Raw genomic sequence first — 17,465 nt, forward strand, 5'->3', positions numbered from 1 at the left:
TGCGTGCCGAGACGCGCGCACGGCGTCGTCGCACCACGCGATACCGTTACCCACCATCACGAAGCGTCACCAGAACCGTCACCGGGTGTGACGAACCGTCGCCCCCGCGCGGCGTCCACCGAGACGTGGTCCGAAGGAGGTACTCCGGTGGCCGATCTGCTGATCCTGACCCCGTCGACCGGCGGGTCGTCCGAGGTGCTGCCCGCCCTGGGGCTGCTCTCGCACCGGGTCCGGGTGCTGCCCATGGAGCCGTCGGCGCTCGTCGACGCGCCGGAGTCCGACGTCGTCCTGCTCGACGCCCGGCGCGACCTCGTGGCCGCGCGGACCACGTGCCGCATGCTCGTGGCGACCGGGATCGCGGTGCCGATGGTCCTGGTGCTCACCGAGGGCGGCCTGACCGTCGTCACCGCCGAGTGGGGCGCGGACGAGCTGCTGCTCGAGTCGGCAGGCCCCGCGGAGGTGGAGGCGCGGCTGCGCCTGGTGCTGGAGCGCAGCGCCTCCGGCCCGGACAACGGCGACCCGCAGGAGATCTCCGCCGGCGAGCTGGCGATCGACGTCAGCGGCTACACGGCCCGGCTCAAGGGCCGGCCCATCGATCTGACGTACAAGGAGTTCGAGCTCCTCAAGTACATCGTCCAGCACCCGGGCCGCGTGTTCACCCGCGCCCAGCTGCTGCAGGAGGTCTGGGGCTACGACTACTACGGGGGCACCCGGACCGTGGACGTGCACGTGCGGCGCCTGCGCGCGAAGCTCGGCCCCGAGCACGAGCAGCTCATCGGCACGGTCCGCAACGTCGGCTACCGGTTCGACCCCCCGAAGGAACGGCGCCCCGCGCCCGAGCCCGGCACGGAGGGCTCCACGGACACGCAGACCGCCGGGAACCGCGCGTGACGTCCGACTACACGACCGCCCTGCAGGAGGGCCCCTGGCGGCACGAGTTCGTGCCCGCGAACGGGTGCCGGTTCCACGTCGCCGTCGCCGAGCCCGCGGGCGGCGCGGCGCGCGGGACGCCGCTGGTGGTCCTCGTGCACACGTTCCCCCAGTTCTGGTGGGCGTGGCGCGCCCAGCTCGCCGCGCTCGCCGACGCCGGCTACCGCGTCGCCGCGATCGACCTGCGCGGCACCGGCGGCTCCGACAAGCCGCCGCTGGGCTACGACATCCCGACGCGCACGCGCGACGTCGCCGGCGTCGTCCGCTCGCTCGGCGCGGACCGGGCCTACGTCGTCGGGCACGGGACCGGGGCCGCGATCGCCTGGGCGACGGCCGCGCTGCAGCGCGACGTCGTCGCCGGGGTCGTCGCGCTCTCGGCGCCGCACCCCGCGCGGCGTGAGCTCCCGGTGCGCCGGGCGCTCACCCCCGCCGCCCGCCGGCACGTCGCGTTCGCGCAGCTGCCGACCCTCCCCGAGCGGGCCCTGACGACCGGGAACCTCGTCGCGGAGCTGCTCACCGAGGGGTCCGTGGCGCCCGTCGCGCCGGAGGTCGTGGACACCTACCGCACCGTGCTCCAGATCCCGTTCGCCGCGCACAGCGCGATGGAGGCGCTGCGCTGGAGCGTGCGCTCGCGGGCGCGGCCGTCGGGCGCCCGGTACCTCGCCGCGGTCCGCCGGCCGCTCGACGTGCCCGCGCTGCAGATCCACGGGACCGAGGACCCGTGGGTGCGCCCGGCCGGCATCGGGGCCGACGGCGCGGCCCTCGCCCGTTCCTTCCGGCTGCAGCTGGTGCCCGGCGCCGGCCACTTCCTGCCCGAGGAGGCGCCCGAGCGCGTCTCCGCGCTCCTGGTCGACTGGCTCAGCGCGGCCCGGAGGTCTTGACCAGCTTCTCGGCGCGGACCGGGTCCTGCTCGCCGATCCCCGCCGAGTCGCAGAGCCCCGCGACGGGGCACGCCCCGCACGCGGGCCGCCGCGAGTGGCAGATGCGCCGGCCGTGGAAGATCAGCCGGTGCGAGAGCGGCGTCCACTCCTTCTTCTCGATCAGCGCGCCGACCGCGTGCTCGACCTTGACCGGGTCCTCCTCCGCGGTCCAGCCGAGCCGCCGCACGACGCGCCCGAAGTGCGTGTCGACCGTCAGCCCCGGCAGCCCGAACGCGTCGCCGAGCACCACGTTGGCCGTCTTGCGCCCCACTCCCGGCAGGGCCACGAGCTCCGGCATGCTCGCCGGCACCTCGCCGTCGTCGCGCTCGACGAGCGCCTGCGCCAACCCGGTGACCGAGCGCGCCTTGGCGCGGAAGAAGCCGGTCGGGCGCAGGATCTCCTCCAGCTCCGCGCGGTCGGCGCCGGCGAGCGCGGCCGCGTCGGGGTAGCGGGCGAAGAGGGCGGGCGTGGTCGCGTTCACGCGCACGTCCGTCGTCTGCGCGGACAGGACCGTGGCGACCAGCAGCTCGAGCGGCGTGCGGAAGTCGAGCTCGCACCGGGCGTCCGGGTGGGCGAGCGCCAGCTCCCGGTTCGTCCGGCGGGCGCGGCGCACCAGGGCGAGCGGGGGCCGTTCCGGAGGCGGCGACGTCATCGGCCCAGCGTAACGACGACGGCCCGCTCGCGGACGGGCGGCGGCCCGACGGAACGGAGCCCGAAGTTGCGGCCATGGTGCAGACTGGACCCTGGATTCCGCACGGGGTCCCCGGTCTTCGCGCGCCCCGGACGGCGGCGCCGCGTCGACGGTCGGACGACGACGAAGGACAGCTCGCGTGGACGACGACGTAGTGCTCTCGGCTCCGCTCTTCGCGACGATGGAGCGCGAGGAGACCAAGCGCCTCTTCGACTCGATGTCGCGGATCGAACTGGCGCGCGGAGAGGTGCTCTTCCGCGAGGGGGAGCCCGGCGACCGGCTCTACGTGATCGCCCAGGGCAAGATCAAGCTCGGCCGTCGCTCCAACGACGGGCGGGAGAACCTGCTCTCGATCCTCGGTCCGAGCGAGATGTTCGGCGAGCTGTCCCTGTTCGACCCGGGCCCCCGCACCGCCACGGCGAGCGCGGTCTCCGAGGCGCTCGTCTACGAGCTCGGCCACGCCCAGCTCGTGTCGTGGATCGAGATCCACCCCGGCGTCGCGACCCACCTGCTGCACGCGCTGGCCCGCCGGCTCCGCCGTACGAACGAGACGCTCGCCGACCTCGTGTTCTCCGACGTCCCCGGCCGCGTGGCCAAGGCCCTGCTCGACCTCTCGAACCGCTTCGGCGAGTCGACCGACGAGGGGCTGCGCGTCGCGCACGACCTCACGCAGGAGGAGCTCGCCCAGCTCGTGGGCGCGTCCCGCGAGACGGTCAACAAGGCGCTCGCCGACTTCGCCGCGCGCGGCTGGGTCCGGCGCGAGGGCCGCGCGATCGTGCTGCTCGACCTGGACCGCCTGGAGCGCCGCGCCCGCTGACGCGCTTGCCCCGCTGACGTGCTCTGCCGAGAAGCCACTCTCCGCCCCTGAGATCAACGATCTCGGGGCGGAAAGTGGCTTCTCGGCGCTGGGGGCGGGTGCCCTCAGTCGGTCAGCTCGACGACGATCTCGACCTCGACGGGCGCGTCCATCGGCAGCGCCGCGACGCCGACCGCCGAGCGGGCATGCACGCCCGCGGCCCCGAAGATCTCGCCGAGCACGGTGCTCGCGCCGTTGACCACGGCCGGGTGCCCGGTGAACGACGGGTCGCTGGCGACGAAGCCCACGACCTTGACCACCCGCGCGACCCGGTCGAGGCTGCCGACGACGTCCTGCACGGCGGCCAGCGCGTTGAGCGCGCACGTGCGCGCCTGACGCGCCGCCTCCTCCGGCTCGACGAGCCCCTCCCCGGCCCCGACCTTGCCCGTCACCGGCAGCGCCCCGTCGACGAACGGCAGCTGGCCCGAGGTGTAGACGTAGCGGCCGCTGACGACGGCCGGGACGTAGGCGGCCAGCGGCGCAGCGACCTGCGGCAGCTCGATGCCCAGCTCCGCGAGCCGCTCGGCGACGGCGCCTGACCTGCCCGACCTGCCCGGTGCGGCCACTACGCGTCCCCGGACGGGCGCTTGAGGTAGGCCACGAGCCCGGCGCCGTCCGGCCCGGGGACGACCTGGACGAGCTCCCAGCCGTCGGAGCCCCACTGGTCGAGCACCGCCTTGGTGTTGTGGATGATCAGGGGGATGGTCGCGTACTCCCAGGTGGTTGCCATGGGGTGAGCCTAGCCAGGGGCGCACCCGGTCCGCAGGACTCACACATCATGTCCACACCGGAACGCGTCACAGTCCCCGTATCCTCCGTGGACCCTCCCGTACGCTGGTCGGCATGTCTTCTCCTGCCCGGGCCGACGGCCGTCACGTCAACGTCTTCCAGCTCGTCGCGCTCCTCCTCGCGCTCGTCCTGGTCGCCGGCGTCGGCGGTCTGCTCGTCGGCGGGATGTTCCTCCCGTTCGCCGCCGCGACCAAGACCGCCACGGACTCGGCGGTGCAGATCTTCGACGACCTGCCCGACGACCTCGAGCCGGGCCCGCTCTCCGAGCAGAGCCGGATCTACGCGAACGACGGCAAGACCGTCATCGCCCGCTACTGGACCGAGAACCGCATCGTCGTCCCCGGCGACCAGGTCTCCCAGTACATGAAGGACGCGGTCGTCGCCACGGAGGACAAGCGCTTCTGGGAGCACGGCGGCGTCGACATCGAGGGCACCGCGCGCGCGGCGGTCAACAACGCGTTCCACACCGACACGCAGGGCGCGTCGACGCTGACGCAGCAGTACGTGAAGAACGTGCTCATCGAGAAGGCGACACGCGACGGCGACGAGCTCGCCGCGCTCAACGCCCGCGAGGACACCATCGAGCGCAAGATGCGCGAGGCGAAGCTCGCGATCGCGCTCGAGAAGAAGATGTCGAAGACGCAGATCCTCGAGTCGTACCTGAACATCTCGCAGTTCGGCGTCGGCGTCTACGGTGTCGAGACCGCCGCCCGCTACTACTTCGGCAAGAACGCCGAAGACCTGTCGCCGGTGGAGGCCGCCACGATCGCCGGCGTCACCAAGGCGCCGAGCGCCTACGACCCGACGAAGAACCCGGACGAGGCGAAGTCCCGCCGCGACACCGTGCTGAACCTGATGTACCAGCAGAACTACATCACCAAGGACCAGTACGACGACGCACGCTCGAAGACGATCAAGGAGACGCTCGACGTCCACCCGGTCGGCGCCGGCTGCTCCGCCTCGCAGCAGTACGCGTTCTTCTGCCAGTACGTCACCGACGAGATCACGAACGACCCGGCGTTCGGGAAGACCGCCGAGGAGCGCAAGGACCTGCTCTACCGCGGCGGCCTCGACATCGTCACCACCGTCGACCCGAAGATGCAGAAGTCGGCGTTCGAGCAGGTCACAAAGGCCGTCCCGGCGGACGACTCCAGCGGCCTCGAGGACGCGCTCGTGAGCATCGAGCCCGGCTCGGGCAAGATCCTCGCGATGACCCAGAACCGCGAGTACGACCCGAGTGACGACCCGGCGAAGGGCACCACCTCGCTGAACTACAGCGCGGGCTACGGCCAGGGCGGGTCCCGCGGGTTCCAGGTCGGCTCCGCGTTCAAGCCGTTCGTGCTCGCGGAGTGGCTGCGCAGCGGGCGCACCCTCAACGACGTCGTCAACGCCAACCACGCGTCGTACCCGATGTCCTCGTTCACGACCTCCTGCAAGCGGCTCACCGGCAGCCCCTGGGCGCCCCGCAACTCCGAGTCCACCGAGACCGGGAACATGAGCGTGCTGCGGGCCACGTACGACTCGGTGAACACCGCGTACGCGCGGATGGGCAACCAGCTCGACCTCTGCGGCATCCGCGACACCGCCTGGGACATGGGCTACCGACCCTCGAACGTGGCCGACCCGACCGAGGACGACATCGAGGTCTTCGCCCCGATGATCATCGGCACCGGCCTGTCGTCGCCGCTGAGCATGGCCTCGGCCTACGCGACGATCGCCGACGAGGGCACCTACTGCGAGCCGATGGCGATCACCAAGATCACCGGGTCCGACGGCAAGGCGCTCGAGGTGCCGAAGAAGTCCTGCAAGGACAACGCGCTCGACCCGCGCATCGCGAACACCATGATCTACGCGATGAAGGACGTGCTGACGCAGGGCACCGGCGCGGGGCTCGAGCTCGCCGACGGCCGGCCCGCGGCCGGCAAGACGGGGACCGCGCAGCTCGGTAGCCAGACGTGGTTCGCCGGCTTCACGCCGTACGTCTCGACCGCCGTGTGGGTGGGGAACGCGGAGTCGAACGACGACCACAGCGACCTCACCGTCAACGGCACGAAGTACGAGCCGTTCCTCTACGGGAACTCGGTCGCCGGTCCCATCTGGCAGTCGTACATGAACACCGCGACCTCGGGGATGCCGAAGACCGACTTCCCGGGCCCGGACGCCTCCATGGTCGGCCGCGCCCCGGCGCCGCCCGCGCCGAAGACGGAGGCGAAGTCCGACGACTCCAAGGCGGACGACTCCAAGGCCGACGACGCCAAGGCGGACGACAAGAAGGCCGACTCGAAGGCCGACGACAAGAAGGCCGCCGAGAAGAAGGCGGACGACGCGAAGAAGGACGACAAGAAGTCCGACAAGAAGTGAGCGCCGCCGCACGCCGGGCGGCGCGCGCGCTGGCGGGAGCCGCCGCCCTGGGGGCGGCGGGCGTCGCCTACGCGCACGTCGAGACGAAGCTCTTCACGGTGCGCGAGCGGACCGTTCCGGTCCTGCCTGCCGGCGCGCGGGACCTGAAGGTCCTGCACCTCTCCGACCTGCACCTCACGCCCGGCCAGCACCGCAAGATCGCGTGGGTGCGCTCGCTCGCCGGGCTCGAGCCCGACCTCGTGGTCGACACCGGGGACAACCTCGCGCACGTGGACGCGCTGCGGCCGCTGCTGCACGCGCTGGAGCCGCTGCTCGCCGCGGCGCCGGGCGCCTTCGTCATGGGGTCGAACGACTACTACGCCCCGACGCCCCGGAACCCGGCGCGCTACCTGCTGCCCGACTCCCGTCCGCCGCGGACGGACCGGCCGGCGGACCTGCCGGCCGACGAGCTGGCCCGCGCGCTCGTCTCCGCGGGCTGGCGCGACCTGACCAACCGGCGGGACGTCGTCGTCGCGGACGGCCGGCGCATCGAGCTCGTGGGCGTCGACGACCCCCACCTGGACCGCGACGAGATGCCCGCGCCCGGGGGGCTGCCCGAGCGGCCCGGCTCCCCCGCGGCGTCCGACGACGACCTGCGGCTCGGCGTGACGCACGCGCCGTACCGCCGGGTGCTGGACGCGATGCACGACGACGGGAACGACCTGATCCTCGCGGGCCACACGCACGGCGGCCAGCTCTGCGTCCCGTTCTACGGCGCGCTGGTGACCAACTGCGACGTCGACCGGCGTCGGGCCAAGGGTCTGCACGGCTGGCCGGGCGCGCGCCCCGACGAGCCCGGCGGGCGCGGCTCCACGTGGCTGAACGTGTGCGCCGGCGCGGGCACCTCGCCCTACGTGCCGCTGCGGTTCGCATGCCGTCCGGAGGCCACCCTCCTGACCCTCACGGCCCGCGGCTGAGCCAGTTTCGTCGTAGGGGGTTCCGTCGGCTATATTGGGCAGGCTTCCTCAGCGGGACGCACCGCTCCGGCGGCAGCGCCGCGGAGGTAGACCACTCGGGGTGTGGCGCAGCTTGGTAGCGCGCGTCGTTCGGGACGACGAGGTCGCAGGTTCAAATCCTGTCACCCCGACAGCGGGTCCTCCGAGGACCAGGGAACGGGTCGAGCCTTCGGGCTCGGCCCGTTCTGTCGTTACGCGCCGGACACGTCCCCGCAGCACCGCGTGACCCTGCCGCTGCCACACTGGCCGCACTGTCGTCGGCTGCGGAGGCATCATGGGTGAGTCGTTCGTCCTGGTCGGAGGTGGGCTCGCCGCGGCGAGGGCCGCCGAGACGCTCCGCGCGGAGGGGTTCGGCGGGCGGCTCGTGCTCGTCGGGCGCGAGGGACGCCACCCGTACGAGCGGCCGCCGCTGTCCAAGGACTACCTCGCCGGGAAGGCCGACGCGCACAGCCTGCTGGCTCTGGACGAGTCCTGGTACGCGGAGCACGACGTCGAGCTGCGGCTGCACGCCCCCGCGGTCGGGATCGACACCGAGAGCCACCACGTCACGCTCGCGAGCGGCGCGCTGCTCGCCTACGACCGCCTCCTCGTCGCCACCGGCTCCACCCCGCGCGCGCTCCCCGTCGCCGGCGGCGAGCTGGCGGGCGTCCTCTCGCTGCGGACCCAGGCCGACGCCGACCACCTCGCCGCCGCGATGCAGGACCTCGCGGCCGGGAGCCCGGCGCACGACGGCGCGGGCCGGGTCGTGATCCTCGGCTCCGGCTGGATCGCGCTCGAGGTCGCCGCGGTGGCGCGCGCCCGGGGGCTCGACGTGACCGTCGTCGGGCGCTCCACGGTGCCGCTCGCCGGCGTGCTGGGTCGCGAGCTGGGCGGCTTCTTCCTCGACGTGCACCGCCGCGAGGGCGTGCGGTTCGTGCCCGACGCCGAGCCGGTCGCCGTCACAGGGCGCGACGGCCGGGTCGACGGCGTCCGGCTCACGACCGGCGAACACCTGGCGGCCGACCTCGTCCTCGTCGCGATCGGCGCCGTCCCGTCCACCCACCTCGCCGAGGACGCGGGCCTGGCGCTCGACCCGACGACCGGGGGCATCGGCGTCGGGCCGAGCCTGCGCGCGTCCGACCCGGACGTCTGGGCGGCGGGCGACGTCGCGTCCGTGCCCTCCGAGCGCTACGGCCGCACCCTGCGGATCGAGCACTGGGCGCGCGCCGACGACCAGGGCCGGCACGCCGCCCGCGCGATGCTCGGCAGCACCGACCCGTACACCGCGCTCCCCTTCTTCTTCACCGACCAGTACGAGCTCGGCATGGAGTACACCGGCCACGTCGCGGCCCCGGACGACGCGGAGCTGGTCGTCAGCGGGTCGCTGGACGACGGTGCGGCGTCGCGCGCGGTCGTCTTCTGGCTCGAGGACGACCGCGTCGCCGCGGGCATGGCGCTCAACGTGCGGGACCGGACGCCCGAGGTCGCCGCCCTGGTCGAGCGCCCCGGCCCCGTCGACCGCGACGCCCTGCGCGGCTTCGTCGGCTGAGAGGGCCTACGGCACCTCGCGCCGCTCGGGCCCCACGTACTCCGACAGCGGCCGGATCAGCGCGTTGGCGGCCCGCTGCTCCATCACGTGCGCCGTCCAGCCGACGACGCGGCTCGCGACGAACAGCGGCGTGAACGTCTGCGTGTCGAAGCCCATGAGGTGATAGGCGGGCCCCGCCGGGTAGTCGAGGTTCGGCAGGATGTCCTTGCGCTCGGCCATCGCGCCCGCCAGCGCGTCGTACAGCTCGCCGAGATCGGGGCGGTCGTAGTGCGCGACGAGGTCGTCGAGCGTCGCCTTCATCGTCGGCACGCGGGAGTCGCCGTGCTTGTAGACGCGGTGCCCGAACCCCATGATCTTGCGCTTCGCGGCGAGCGCCTCGTCGAGCCAGGCCTCCGCGCGGTCCGCGGTGCCGATCTCGTCGAACGCCGCCATGACGGCCTCGTTCGCGCCGCCGTGCAGCGGTCCCTTGAGCGCGCCGACGGCGCCCGTGACGGCGGAGTAGAGGTCGGCGAGCGTCGAGGTGATCACGCGCGCCGTGAAGGTCGAGGCGTTGAAGGAGTGCTCGGCGTACAGCACCATCGACACCTCGAACGCGTGCACGACCTCCGGCGCCTGCTCCTCGCCGAACGTCATCCACAGGAAGTTCGCCGCGTAGGAGAGGTCGTCGCGCGGCCCGACGAGCCCGAGGCCGTGCCGGCGCCGCTGGTCGAGGGCGACGACGGCGGGCAGCATCGCGAACAGCCGCTCGGCCTTCGCCTGCTCGGCCTCGGGCGAGGAGTCCTCGGCGTCCGGGTCGTGCGCGCCGATGACGGACACCGCGGTCCGGCACACGTCCATCGGGTGGCACGTCGTCGGCAGCGCCAGGACGGCCTCGCGGACGGCGCCGGGCAGCGCGCGCCCGGACCGCTCGGTCTCGACCTGGGCGGCCAGCTCCGCGTCGGTCGGCAGCTCGCCGTGCCAGAGGAGGTAGGCGACCTCCTCGAACGAGCGGCGCGCCGCGAGGTCCTGCACCGGGTAGCCCCGGTACAGCAGCGAGTTCGACGCCGGGTCGACCTTCGAGACCGCCGTGACGTCCGCCACGACGCCGGCGAGGCCCTTGCGGACCTGGGGACCGTCGTCGGGCGCGGGTGCTGAGGTGCTCATGCTCACTCCTTCGTGTGCTGCGGATCTCGGGGAGGGGCCGTCAGGGGCGGTAGGTGAAGATCTCCGAGTCGAACGTGTTGTACCCGGCGTAGTCGACGAGCTCGTAGAGCCGCGCGCGGGTCTGCATCTGGTCGACGACGCCCTGCTGGGTGCCGGTCGCGACGATCTCGTCGAGGGCGCGCTCGGCCGCCCCCATCGCGGCACGCAGCAGCGTCACCGGGTAGATGACGATCTTCGCGCCCGCGTCGGCGAGCTGCTGGGACGTGAACAGCTCGGACTTGCCGAACTCCGTCATGTTGGCCAGCACGGGCACGTCCACGGCGGAGGCGACGGCCTCGAACTCCGCGAGGTCGCGCATCGCCTCGGGAAAGATCGCGTCCGCTCCCGCGTCGACGAGCGCCTTCGCGCGGTCGACGGCGGCGTCCAGGCCCTGCGCGGCCCGGACGTCCGTGCGGGCCATGACGAGGAAGCTCGGGTCGCGCCGCGCGTCGACCGCCGCCCGGACCCGCTGGACGGCCGTCGCGAGGTCGACGGTCTGCTTGCCGTCGAGGTGCCCGCAGCGCTTGGGGTTGACCTGGTCCTCGATGTGACAGCCGGCGACGCCGGCATCCTCGAGGCTCTGCACGGTGCGCGCGACGTTCATCGGCTCGCCGAACCCGGTGTCGGCGTCCACGATCGCCGGCAGGTCCGTCATCCGCGCGATCTGCTGGGACCGCCCCGCGACCTCGCTCAGGGTGGTCAGGCCGATGTCGGGCAGCCCGAGGTCCGCGCTGAGCACGGCGCCGGAGATGTAGAGCCCCTCGAAGCCCTTCTCCTGGATCAGCCGCGCGGACAGCGGGTTGAACGCCCCCGGGAACCTGAGGATGCCGGGGCCGGCGAGCGCCGCACGCAGCGCCTCGCGCTTGGCGGCGGGGGTGGTCTGCGCGTACAGCATCAGCGGGCCTCGCTCTCGTCGGTGGTGCGCTCGTCGGTGGGGGTGTCGCGCCCGAGCTCGAACAGCCCCGTCGGGGCCTCGACCGAGGCGAGCAGCCCCGGCCGCGCGACGATGCTCAGCTCCCGCACCTCGGCCGGCGTGAGCTCGGGCAGGCGCTGGGCCAGGTCGAGGAAGCGCTCGATCTCCTCCTCCGTCAGCACGCCCTCGGCCAGGGTGCGGAACTTCGCGACGTACTGCTCGCGCGCGAACGGCCGCGCCCCCAGCGGGTGCGCGTCGGCGACGGCGATCTCGCGGACGATCGTGCCGCCGTCGGCCAGCGTGATCTCCACCCGCCCGCCGAACGCCTTCTCCTCGGGGTCGGTCGAGTGGTAGCGGCGGGTCCAGCCCTCGTCCTCCGCCGTGGTGATCTTGTGCCACAGCGCGACCGTGTCCGGGCGCGCGCCGCGCTCCGGGGCGTAGCTGTCCACGTGGTGCCAGCCGCCGTCCTGCAGCGCGACCGCGAAGATGTACGGCACCGAGTGGTCGAGGGTCTCGCGCGACGCCGTCGGGTCGTACTTCTGGGGGTCGTTCGCGCCGGAGCCGATGACGAAGTGCGTGTGGTGCGAGGTGTGGATGACCACGGATGCCACGTTCTCGGGGTCGGCGAGCTCCGGGTGCTCGGCGTGCAGGGCGCGGGCGAGGTCGATCAGCGCCTGCGACTGGTACTCCGCCGAGTGCTCCTTGGTGTACGTGTCGAGGATCGCGGTGCGCGGCTCCCCGGGGGCCGGGAGGACGACGTCGTAGCTCGCCCCGGGCCCGTCCAGCAGCCAGGCGACGACGCCGTCCTCGCCCTCGTAGATCGGCTCGGGCGACGTCTGGCCGCGCATCGCCCGGTCCACGGCCTCGACGGCGACCTTGCCGGCGAACGCCGGCGCGTGCGCCTTCCATGTCGAGATCTGCCCCTTGCGGGACTGGCGCGTGGCCGTCGTCGTGTGCAGCGCCTGGCCGATCGCCTGGAACACCGTCTCGGTGTCGAGCCCGAGGAGGGTGCCGATCCCGGCGGCGGCGGACGGGCCGAGGTGGGCGACGTGGTCGATCTTGTGGGCGTGCAGGCTGATCGCCCGGACCAGGTCCACCTGGACCTCGTACCCCGTCACGATGCCGCGCACCACCTGGGCTCCCGTGGCGCCCACGTGCTGCGCGACGGCCAGGACCGGCGGGATGTTGTCGCCCGGGTGCGAGTACTCCGCCGCGAGGAACGTGTCGTGGAAGTCGAGCTCGCGCACCGCGACGCCGTTCGCCCACGCCGCCCACTCGGGGCTCACGCGGGCGGCGAGCACGGCGCCGGAGACGGTCGCGCCCGGGACGTACGGGTGGGCGAGCGCCTGCGCCCGGGCCGCGACGGCCGGGCCGCGGGTCAGCGAGGCGGCGCTCACGGCGGCGTTGTCGATGACCCGGTTGATCACCATCTCGACGACCTCGGGCGTGGGCTCGACCGGGTCCGTGGCGAGCTCGGCCAGCTTCCACGCGAGCTGGTCCTCGCGGGCGAGGTGCTCGGCGCTCGGGTGGACGGTCAGGGTGATGGTCTGCGGCATCGGTCTCTCTCGGGTCGGGTGCGGTCAGGTCAGGGAGCGCGCCGCGAGCGCGGCGCTGCGGTCGATGTGGCGGCGCATCGCGAGCTCGGCCGCGTCGGCGTCGCCGGCGCGGATCGCGGCGGCGACGGCGCGGTGCTCGGTCACGTGGTCGGTGCCGCCCATGCGCTGGTGGGCGGCCAGCGCCCGGTAGCGGTCGACGTGCCCGTGGATCTGGCGCAGCAGCGCCGAGCACCAGCGGTTGGCGGCGAGCGTCTCGACGACGCCGTGGAACTCGGCCCCGATGCGGAGCACCTCGGCCTCGTCACCGGCGACCCGGGACATGAGCTCCACGAGCCGGTCGAGCGCGGCGACGTCGTCGGGCGTGGCGCGCTCGCAGGCGTCGCGGGCGAGCAGGCCCTCGAGCCGCGACCGCACGTCGTAGACGCGGCCGAGGTCGCCGGCGTCGAGCGGGGCGACGCGCACGCCACCCGTGCTGAGCTCCTCCACGAGCGCCTCGGCCTGCAGCAGGCGCAGCGCCTCGCGCACGGGGGTCCGGCTGACGCCGAGGCGCTCGGCCTGCACGGGCTCGGTCAGGCGCTCGCCCGGCGCGAGCTCGCCGGAGACGATCTCCGCGCGCAGGTGCTCGTAGACGAGCCGGGCGCCGGACTGGCGCCGCGCGCCGAGCGGAGCGCCGATCCCGAGGGTGCCGACGTCGGCGGGCAGGCGGGTGCGGGAGACGGAGGCGACCGATCGGCGCACGGCCTCGACGCTACCCGTGGGCGGACGCCGCCCGGCGGGGGCCGGTCCCGCGGGCAGGGGCTCGGCGGGGCGCGGCGTCGTCATCGCCCCATGATGCGCCGTTGCACACCTGTATACAAGCGGTGGCCGCCTACGCTGGGCCCGTGCTCCCCCGCCGTCGCGCCGCGCTCGCCGCCGCCCTCGCGCTCGCCGGCACCGCGGCCCTCGCCGGCTGCGGGGAGGGTCCCGGTGACGCCTCCGGCGCCCCGGCGGCGCTCGTCGACCGCGCCGAGGAGATCACCGCCGACCTGACGGACGAGGTCCCGGGGATCGACGGCGTGGAGGTCACCTACCGCGGGCCGAGCGAGGCGTCCGCCGGCCGGCGCGCGACCTGGTGGATCGACGTCGGCCCCGCCCTCGACGGCGACGAGGCCACGGCGGCGCAGAAGCTGCTCGCGCGGGAGGCCGACGGCCTCGCCTGGGACGCCTGGTACCAGGACGGGCCGCGCACCGGCGACCTGCCCGCGCGCCGCTCGGTCCACGCGCCGCCCGGCCTGATCGCCGCCGACGCGTTCGCCATCGCCCACTCCCCCGGGGTCGTCGAGGCGACGATCGACGGGGCACGCAGCAGCGTGCGGACCACCTTCGGCCACGACCTGGTCAGGGTGGCGCAGGCCGTCCGGGAGGGCGGGACCCCGCTGGCCCGGCTCGCCGCGGCCCAGGACACGGTCGCGACCGGCGACGGCGGGCCGCCCGCGACCGAGGCGATGCAGATGCTCGCCGACCTGCGCGACGCGCCCGGGTTCGTCGGCGTCGCCTACGACGACCGCACGCTCGCCGGGTCCGGCGCACGGTCCGGGGCGGGGCGCGTCGAGGTCGTCGTGGCCGACCGCGACGCGGCCCGGGCGGTCGCCGGAACGCTCGACGCCGGGGGCTGGGCCGAGGCCTCGCACCCGATCGCCTACACCGTGCGCGTCGGCGCGACACCACCGGCGCAGGCCGCGCGCGCGGCGGGCGGCGACCTGACCGGCTGGGTGTCGCGGCGCGACCCAGACGGCGGCACGCCCGCGGCCGACACCGACGCGAGCGAGCCCTGCGGCACGTTCACCGGGAAGGCCCTCGGGCAGGACGCCGCGTCCGGGCGCCGCTGGATCACCCTCGCCCTGACGAACGGCGGCACCGCGACCTGCACCCTCGACGGCGCGCCGGAGCTCACGTTCGGCACGCTGAGCGGCGGCACGGCCGACGTGGGCGTCACGCACGAGGCCGTGCACCTGAGCGAGGCGGGCCGGGCGACCGGGCCCGTCGCCGTCGCGCCCGGGGCCACCGCCCGCGTCGAGCTGTCCTGGCGCGGCGGGTCGACCGCGCTCGACCCCGACGTCACCACGCGGATCGGCGTGCGTGTCGCCGCCGGGACGCCGGACGTCGAGGTCTCGCTCGCGGACCAGGCGGCCGCGGGTGCGCCCACCTCGCTCGACCTGCTCGACGGCGGGAGCGTGGACGTCGGCGCCTGGTACGCGCCCGCCGCACCCTAGGCCCGCCGAGCACGGCATTGCCGCCGCATCGGCGACCCTGACCCGGCGGAGACGCCGTGCTCGGCGGGCGGCAACCCCGTGCTCGGCGCGATGCGTTCTCGGGGGGGCGGCTGTCAGGGGCGTGCGGTAGGCATGCCCCATGGAGATCTCCGTGATCGGTGCCACCGGGACGCTCGGTCGCCCCGTCGTGCGCCTCGCCCGCGAGCGCGGGCACACCGTCCGCGAGCTCGGCCGCTCGTCGCCCACCTACCCCGTCGATCTCGCGACAGGTGCGGGGCTCGCCGAGGCGCTCGCGGGGTGCGACGTCGTCGTCGACGTGTCCCAGGGTCCCCGCGAGACCCTCGTGGACGGGACCCGCAACCTCCTGGCCGCGACCGCCGAGGCCGGCACGCCCGTCGTCGGCGTCTCGATCGTCGGCTGCCGCGAGGGCGGGCTGCGCTACTACGGGATCAAGGCCGAGCAGGAGGAGCTCCTGCTCGCCTGCCCCCGCGCGCGGGTCGTCGCCGCCACCCAGTTCCACCAGCTGCTCGACGGGCTCCTCGGCTCCGCCGCGCGGTACGGGTTCGGGCTGCGCAGCGGCGCGCCGTTCCAGCCCGTGCTGCCCGACGACGTGGCCGCGGTCCTGGTCGACGTCGCCGACGGGACGCGCGCGGGCCGGGTGACGACCGTCGTCGGGCCCCGGAAGGTGACGCTCACCGACCTCTCGCGCCACCGTGCCCGCGTCACCGGGCACGGCCGCGTCCCGCTGCCGCTCCCCGCCCCGCGGCCCATCCGCAGCGGGTCGCTGACCAGCGACGCCGCCGACGTCATCGGCACGACCACGTGGGAGCAGTGGCTGCGCGCGGGGCGCTGACCGGCGAGTCGCCCGCGGGCGCGGCAGACTCCGGAACGGCATCAGGACATACCGAGGAGCACGGAGGCAGCACATGGCGGGCGCGAGATCGTGGACGGCGGGGATCGGCACGGCGGTCGGGGCCGGGGTGGCGGGCCTCGCAGCATGGGACCTGCTCCAGCGCAAGCACACGATCTTGCGGCGCTACCCCGTCGTCGGGCACCTGCGCTACCTGCTCGAGGACGTCCGCCCCGAGCTGCAGCAGTACTTCATCGAGCGCGACTGGGACGGGCGGCCCTTCGACCGCGACACCCGCGCGCTGATCTACGAGCGCGCGAAGGGCGTCAACGAGGAGAAGCCGTACGGCACGGAGCTCGACGTCGACCGCGTCGGGCACGAGCACCTCGTGCACACGACCGCGCCGCTCGAGGCGCCCGACGAGCCCGCCCGCGTCACGGTCGGCGGCCCGGACTGCGCCCGCCCGTACTCGATGGCGCTGCTGAACGTCTCGGCGATGAGCTTCGGGTCCCTGTCCGCGAACGCGGTCCGGGCGCTGAACAAGGGCGCCCGGATGGGCGGGTTCGCGCACGACACCGGCGAGGGCGGCCTGTCCCCGTACCACCTCGAGCACGGCGGGGACATAGTCTGGGAGCTCGGCACCGGCTACTTCGGGGCGCGGACGAAGGACGGCGACTTCGACGCGGACACCTTCCGCGACACCGCGGCGAAGGACCAGATCAAGACGGTCTCGCTCAAGCTGAGCCAGGGCGCGAAGCCCGGCGTCGGCGGCGTGCTGCCCGCGGCCAAGGTCACCGCCGAGATCGCCCGCACGCGCGGCGTCCCGCAGGGCGAGAAGTGCGTGAGCCCGCCCGGGCACAAGGTCTTCTCCACGCCGACCGGGCTGATCGAGTTCGTCGCGCGGATGCGCGACCTCGCCGGCGGCAAGCCCGCGGGCTTCAAGCTGTGCGTCGGCTCGCGCGTCGACGTGCTCGCGATCTGCAAGGCGATGATCGAGGTCGGCACCGCACCCGACTTCATCATCGTCGACGGCTCCGAGGGCGGGACCGGCGCGGCGCCGCTGGAGTTCGAGGACCACGTGGGCACGTCCCTGACCGAGGGGCTGATGACCGTGCACAACGCCCTGGTCGGCGCCGGCCTGCGCGACCGCGTGCGGATCGGCGCGAGCGGCAAGGTCGCGGGCGCGAGCGACCTGGTCAAGCGCCTCGTCCAGGGCGCCGACTACACCAACTCCGCCCGGGCGATGATGATGGCGGCGGGCTGCATCCAGGCCCAGCGCTGCCACACCGACAGGTGCCCGAGCGGCGTCACCACGCAGAACCCGCGGCGCGCGCGGGCGCTCGACGTCGGCGACAAGTCCGAGCGCGTCTACCGCTACCAGAAGGCCACGGTCGACGAGGCGATGCGCCTCATGGCCGCGATGGGCGTGCGCGACCCCGCCGAGCTGACCCCCGCGCAGCTGCGGCGCAAGGAGTCGGCCACGCAGACGCGCTCCTACGCCGAGCTCTACGAGTGGCTCTCCCCCGGCGAGCTCCTCGACCAGCCGCCCGCGACCTGGGCCGCCGACTGGGCGATCGCGTCGCCCGACCGGTTCGGGCCCGTCGCCGCCGCCCTGCGCTGAGGCCGGTCCACCCACCGCCGT

At 74.2% G+C, this 17,465-nt stretch carries 16 protein-coding genes and 1 tRNA gene; 10 read left to right on the top strand and 7 right to left on the bottom strand.

The window, feature by feature from the left end; genetic code table 11:
• Positions 1 to 147 precede the first annotated feature (147 nt).
• Both EDF32_RS03845 and EDF32_RS03850 read left to right on the top strand, forming a co-directional pair.
• Positions 148 to 891: a response regulator transcription factor gene (locus tag EDF32_RS03845; RefSeq protein WP_123307164.1), complete on the top strand. Its 744-nt coding sequence runs from the start codon at positions 148 to 150 to the stop codon at positions 889 to 891.
• The gene (locus EDF32_RS03850) at positions 888 to 1,811 is read left to right on the top strand and encodes an alpha/beta fold hydrolase (RefSeq protein ID WP_123307165.1); all 924 of its coding nucleotides are present in this window, start codon (positions 888 to 890) and stop codon (positions 1,809 to 1,811) included. Before EDF32_RS03845 ends, EDF32_RS03850 begins: the two co-directional genes overlap by 4 nt.
• Here the strand turns inward: EDF32_RS03850 and nth are convergent.
• Positions 1,789 to 2,502, bottom strand: a complete 714-nt coding sequence (gene nth / locus EDF32_RS03855) for an endonuclease III (protein WP_123307166.1) — start codon at positions 2,500 to 2,502, stop codon at positions 1,789 to 1,791. The two genes, EDF32_RS03850 and nth, sit on opposite strands and share 23 nt — an antisense overlap.
• A gap of 220 nt (positions 2,503 to 2,722) precedes the next feature.
• Here nth and EDF32_RS03860 point away from each other — a divergent pair, with 220 nt between their 5' ends.
• Positions 2,723 to 3,358, top strand: coding sequence for a Crp/Fnr family transcriptional regulator (locus EDF32_RS03860; protein WP_199734814.1), 636 nt, complete (start codon positions 2,723 to 2,725; stop codon positions 3,356 to 3,358).
• A gap of 104 nt (positions 3,359 to 3,462) precedes the next feature.
• Here the strand turns inward: EDF32_RS03860 and EDF32_RS03865 are convergent, their stop codons facing one another.
• Positions 3,463 to 3,963: a RidA family protein gene (locus tag EDF32_RS03865; protein WP_123307168.1), complete on the bottom strand. Its 501-nt coding sequence runs from the start codon at positions 3,961 to 3,963 to the stop codon at positions 3,463 to 3,465.
• Entirely contained in the window at positions 3,963 to 4,127 is a 165-nt protein-coding gene (locus tag EDF32_RS14650) for a hypothetical protein (RefSeq protein WP_199734804.1), read from the bottom strand. Before EDF32_RS14650 ends, EDF32_RS03865 begins: the two co-directional genes overlap by 1 nt.
• 113 nt (positions 4,128 to 4,240) lie before the next feature.
• On the opposite strand from EDF32_RS14650, the gene EDF32_RS03870 reads away from it, so the two are divergent.
• The 4 genes from EDF32_RS03870 to EDF32_RS03885 all read left to right on the top strand — a co-directional run bounded on the left by EDF32_RS03870 (position 4,241) and on the right by EDF32_RS03885 (position 9,070).
• Complete coding sequence (locus EDF32_RS03870; protein ID WP_123307169.1) at positions 4,241 to 6,547, top strand: transglycosylase domain-containing protein; 2,307 nt, start codon at positions 4,241 to 4,243, stop codon at positions 6,545 to 6,547.
• Complete coding sequence (locus EDF32_RS03875; RefSeq protein ID WP_233565672.1) at positions 6,544 to 7,503, top strand: metallophosphoesterase; 960 nt, start codon at positions 6,544 to 6,546, stop codon at positions 7,501 to 7,503. Before EDF32_RS03870 ends, EDF32_RS03875 begins: the two co-directional genes overlap by 4 nt.
• A 96-nt stretch (positions 7,504 to 7,599) precedes the next feature.
• Positions 7,600 to 7,673: transfer RNA gene (locus EDF32_RS03880), tRNA-Pro, on the top strand.
• Between the two features lie 143 nt (positions 7,674 to 7,816).
• A complete protein-coding gene (locus tag EDF32_RS03885) occupies positions 7,817 to 9,070 on the top strand; it encodes an NAD(P)/FAD-dependent oxidoreductase (protein WP_123307170.1) in 1,254 nt (417 codons plus the stop codon).
• Between the two features lie 6 nt (positions 9,071 to 9,076).
• Here the strand turns inward: EDF32_RS03885 and EDF32_RS03890 are convergent, their stop codons facing one another.
• Genes EDF32_RS03890 through EDF32_RS03905 form a run of 4 tightly spaced genes read right to left on the bottom strand, consistent with a single transcriptional unit; the run spans position 9,077 to position 13,543 of the window.
• Positions 9,077 to 10,213: a bifunctional 2-methylcitrate synthase/citrate synthase gene (locus EDF32_RS03890; protein ID WP_123307171.1), complete on the bottom strand. Its 1,137-nt coding sequence runs from the start codon at positions 10,211 to 10,213 to the stop codon at positions 9,077 to 9,079.
• Positions 10,214 to 10,253: 40 nt separating this feature from the next.
• The gene (gene prpB, locus EDF32_RS03895; RefSeq protein ID WP_123307172.1) at positions 10,254 to 11,147 is read right to left on the bottom strand and encodes a methylisocitrate lyase; all 894 of its coding nucleotides are present in this window, start codon (positions 11,145 to 11,147) and stop codon (positions 10,254 to 10,256) included.
• A complete protein-coding gene (locus EDF32_RS03900; RefSeq protein WP_123307173.1) occupies positions 11,147 to 12,721 on the bottom strand; it encodes an MmgE/PrpD family protein in 1,575 nt (524 codons plus the stop codon). Before EDF32_RS03900 ends, prpB begins: the two co-directional genes overlap by 1 nt.
• A 24-nt stretch (positions 12,722 to 12,745) precedes the next feature.
• Positions 12,746 to 13,543, bottom strand: a complete 798-nt coding sequence (locus EDF32_RS03905; RefSeq protein WP_123307174.1) for a GntR family transcriptional regulator — start codon at positions 13,541 to 13,543, stop codon at positions 12,746 to 12,748.
• A 59-nt stretch (positions 13,544 to 13,602) separates the two neighbouring features.
• On the opposite strand from EDF32_RS03905, the gene EDF32_RS03910 reads away from it, so the two are divergent.
• The 3 genes from EDF32_RS03910 to EDF32_RS03920 all read left to right on the top strand — a co-directional run bounded on the left by EDF32_RS03910 (position 13,603) and on the right by EDF32_RS03920 (position 17,444).
• Positions 13,603 to 14,973, top strand: a complete 1,371-nt coding sequence (locus tag EDF32_RS03910; protein WP_148061562.1) for a DUF4232 domain-containing protein — start codon at positions 13,603 to 13,605, stop codon at positions 14,971 to 14,973.
• A gap of 139 nt (positions 14,974 to 15,112) precedes the next feature.
• A complete protein-coding gene (locus EDF32_RS03915; RefSeq protein ID WP_123307176.1) occupies positions 15,113 to 15,826 on the top strand; it encodes an SDR family oxidoreductase in 714 nt (237 codons plus the stop codon).
• A gap of 73 nt (positions 15,827 to 15,899) precedes the next feature.
• Positions 15,900 to 17,444, top strand: a complete 1,545-nt coding sequence (locus tag EDF32_RS03920; RefSeq protein ID WP_123307177.1) for an FMN-binding glutamate synthase family protein — start codon at positions 15,900 to 15,902, stop codon at positions 17,442 to 17,444.
• The last annotated feature ends 21 nt before the right edge of the window (positions 17,445 to 17,465 follow it).

The organism is Cellulomonas sp. PhB143 (assembly GCF_003752595.1).
In the GTDB taxonomy this organism is placed as follows: domain Bacteria; phylum Actinomycetota; class Actinomycetes; order Actinomycetales; family Cellulomonadaceae; genus Paraoerskovia.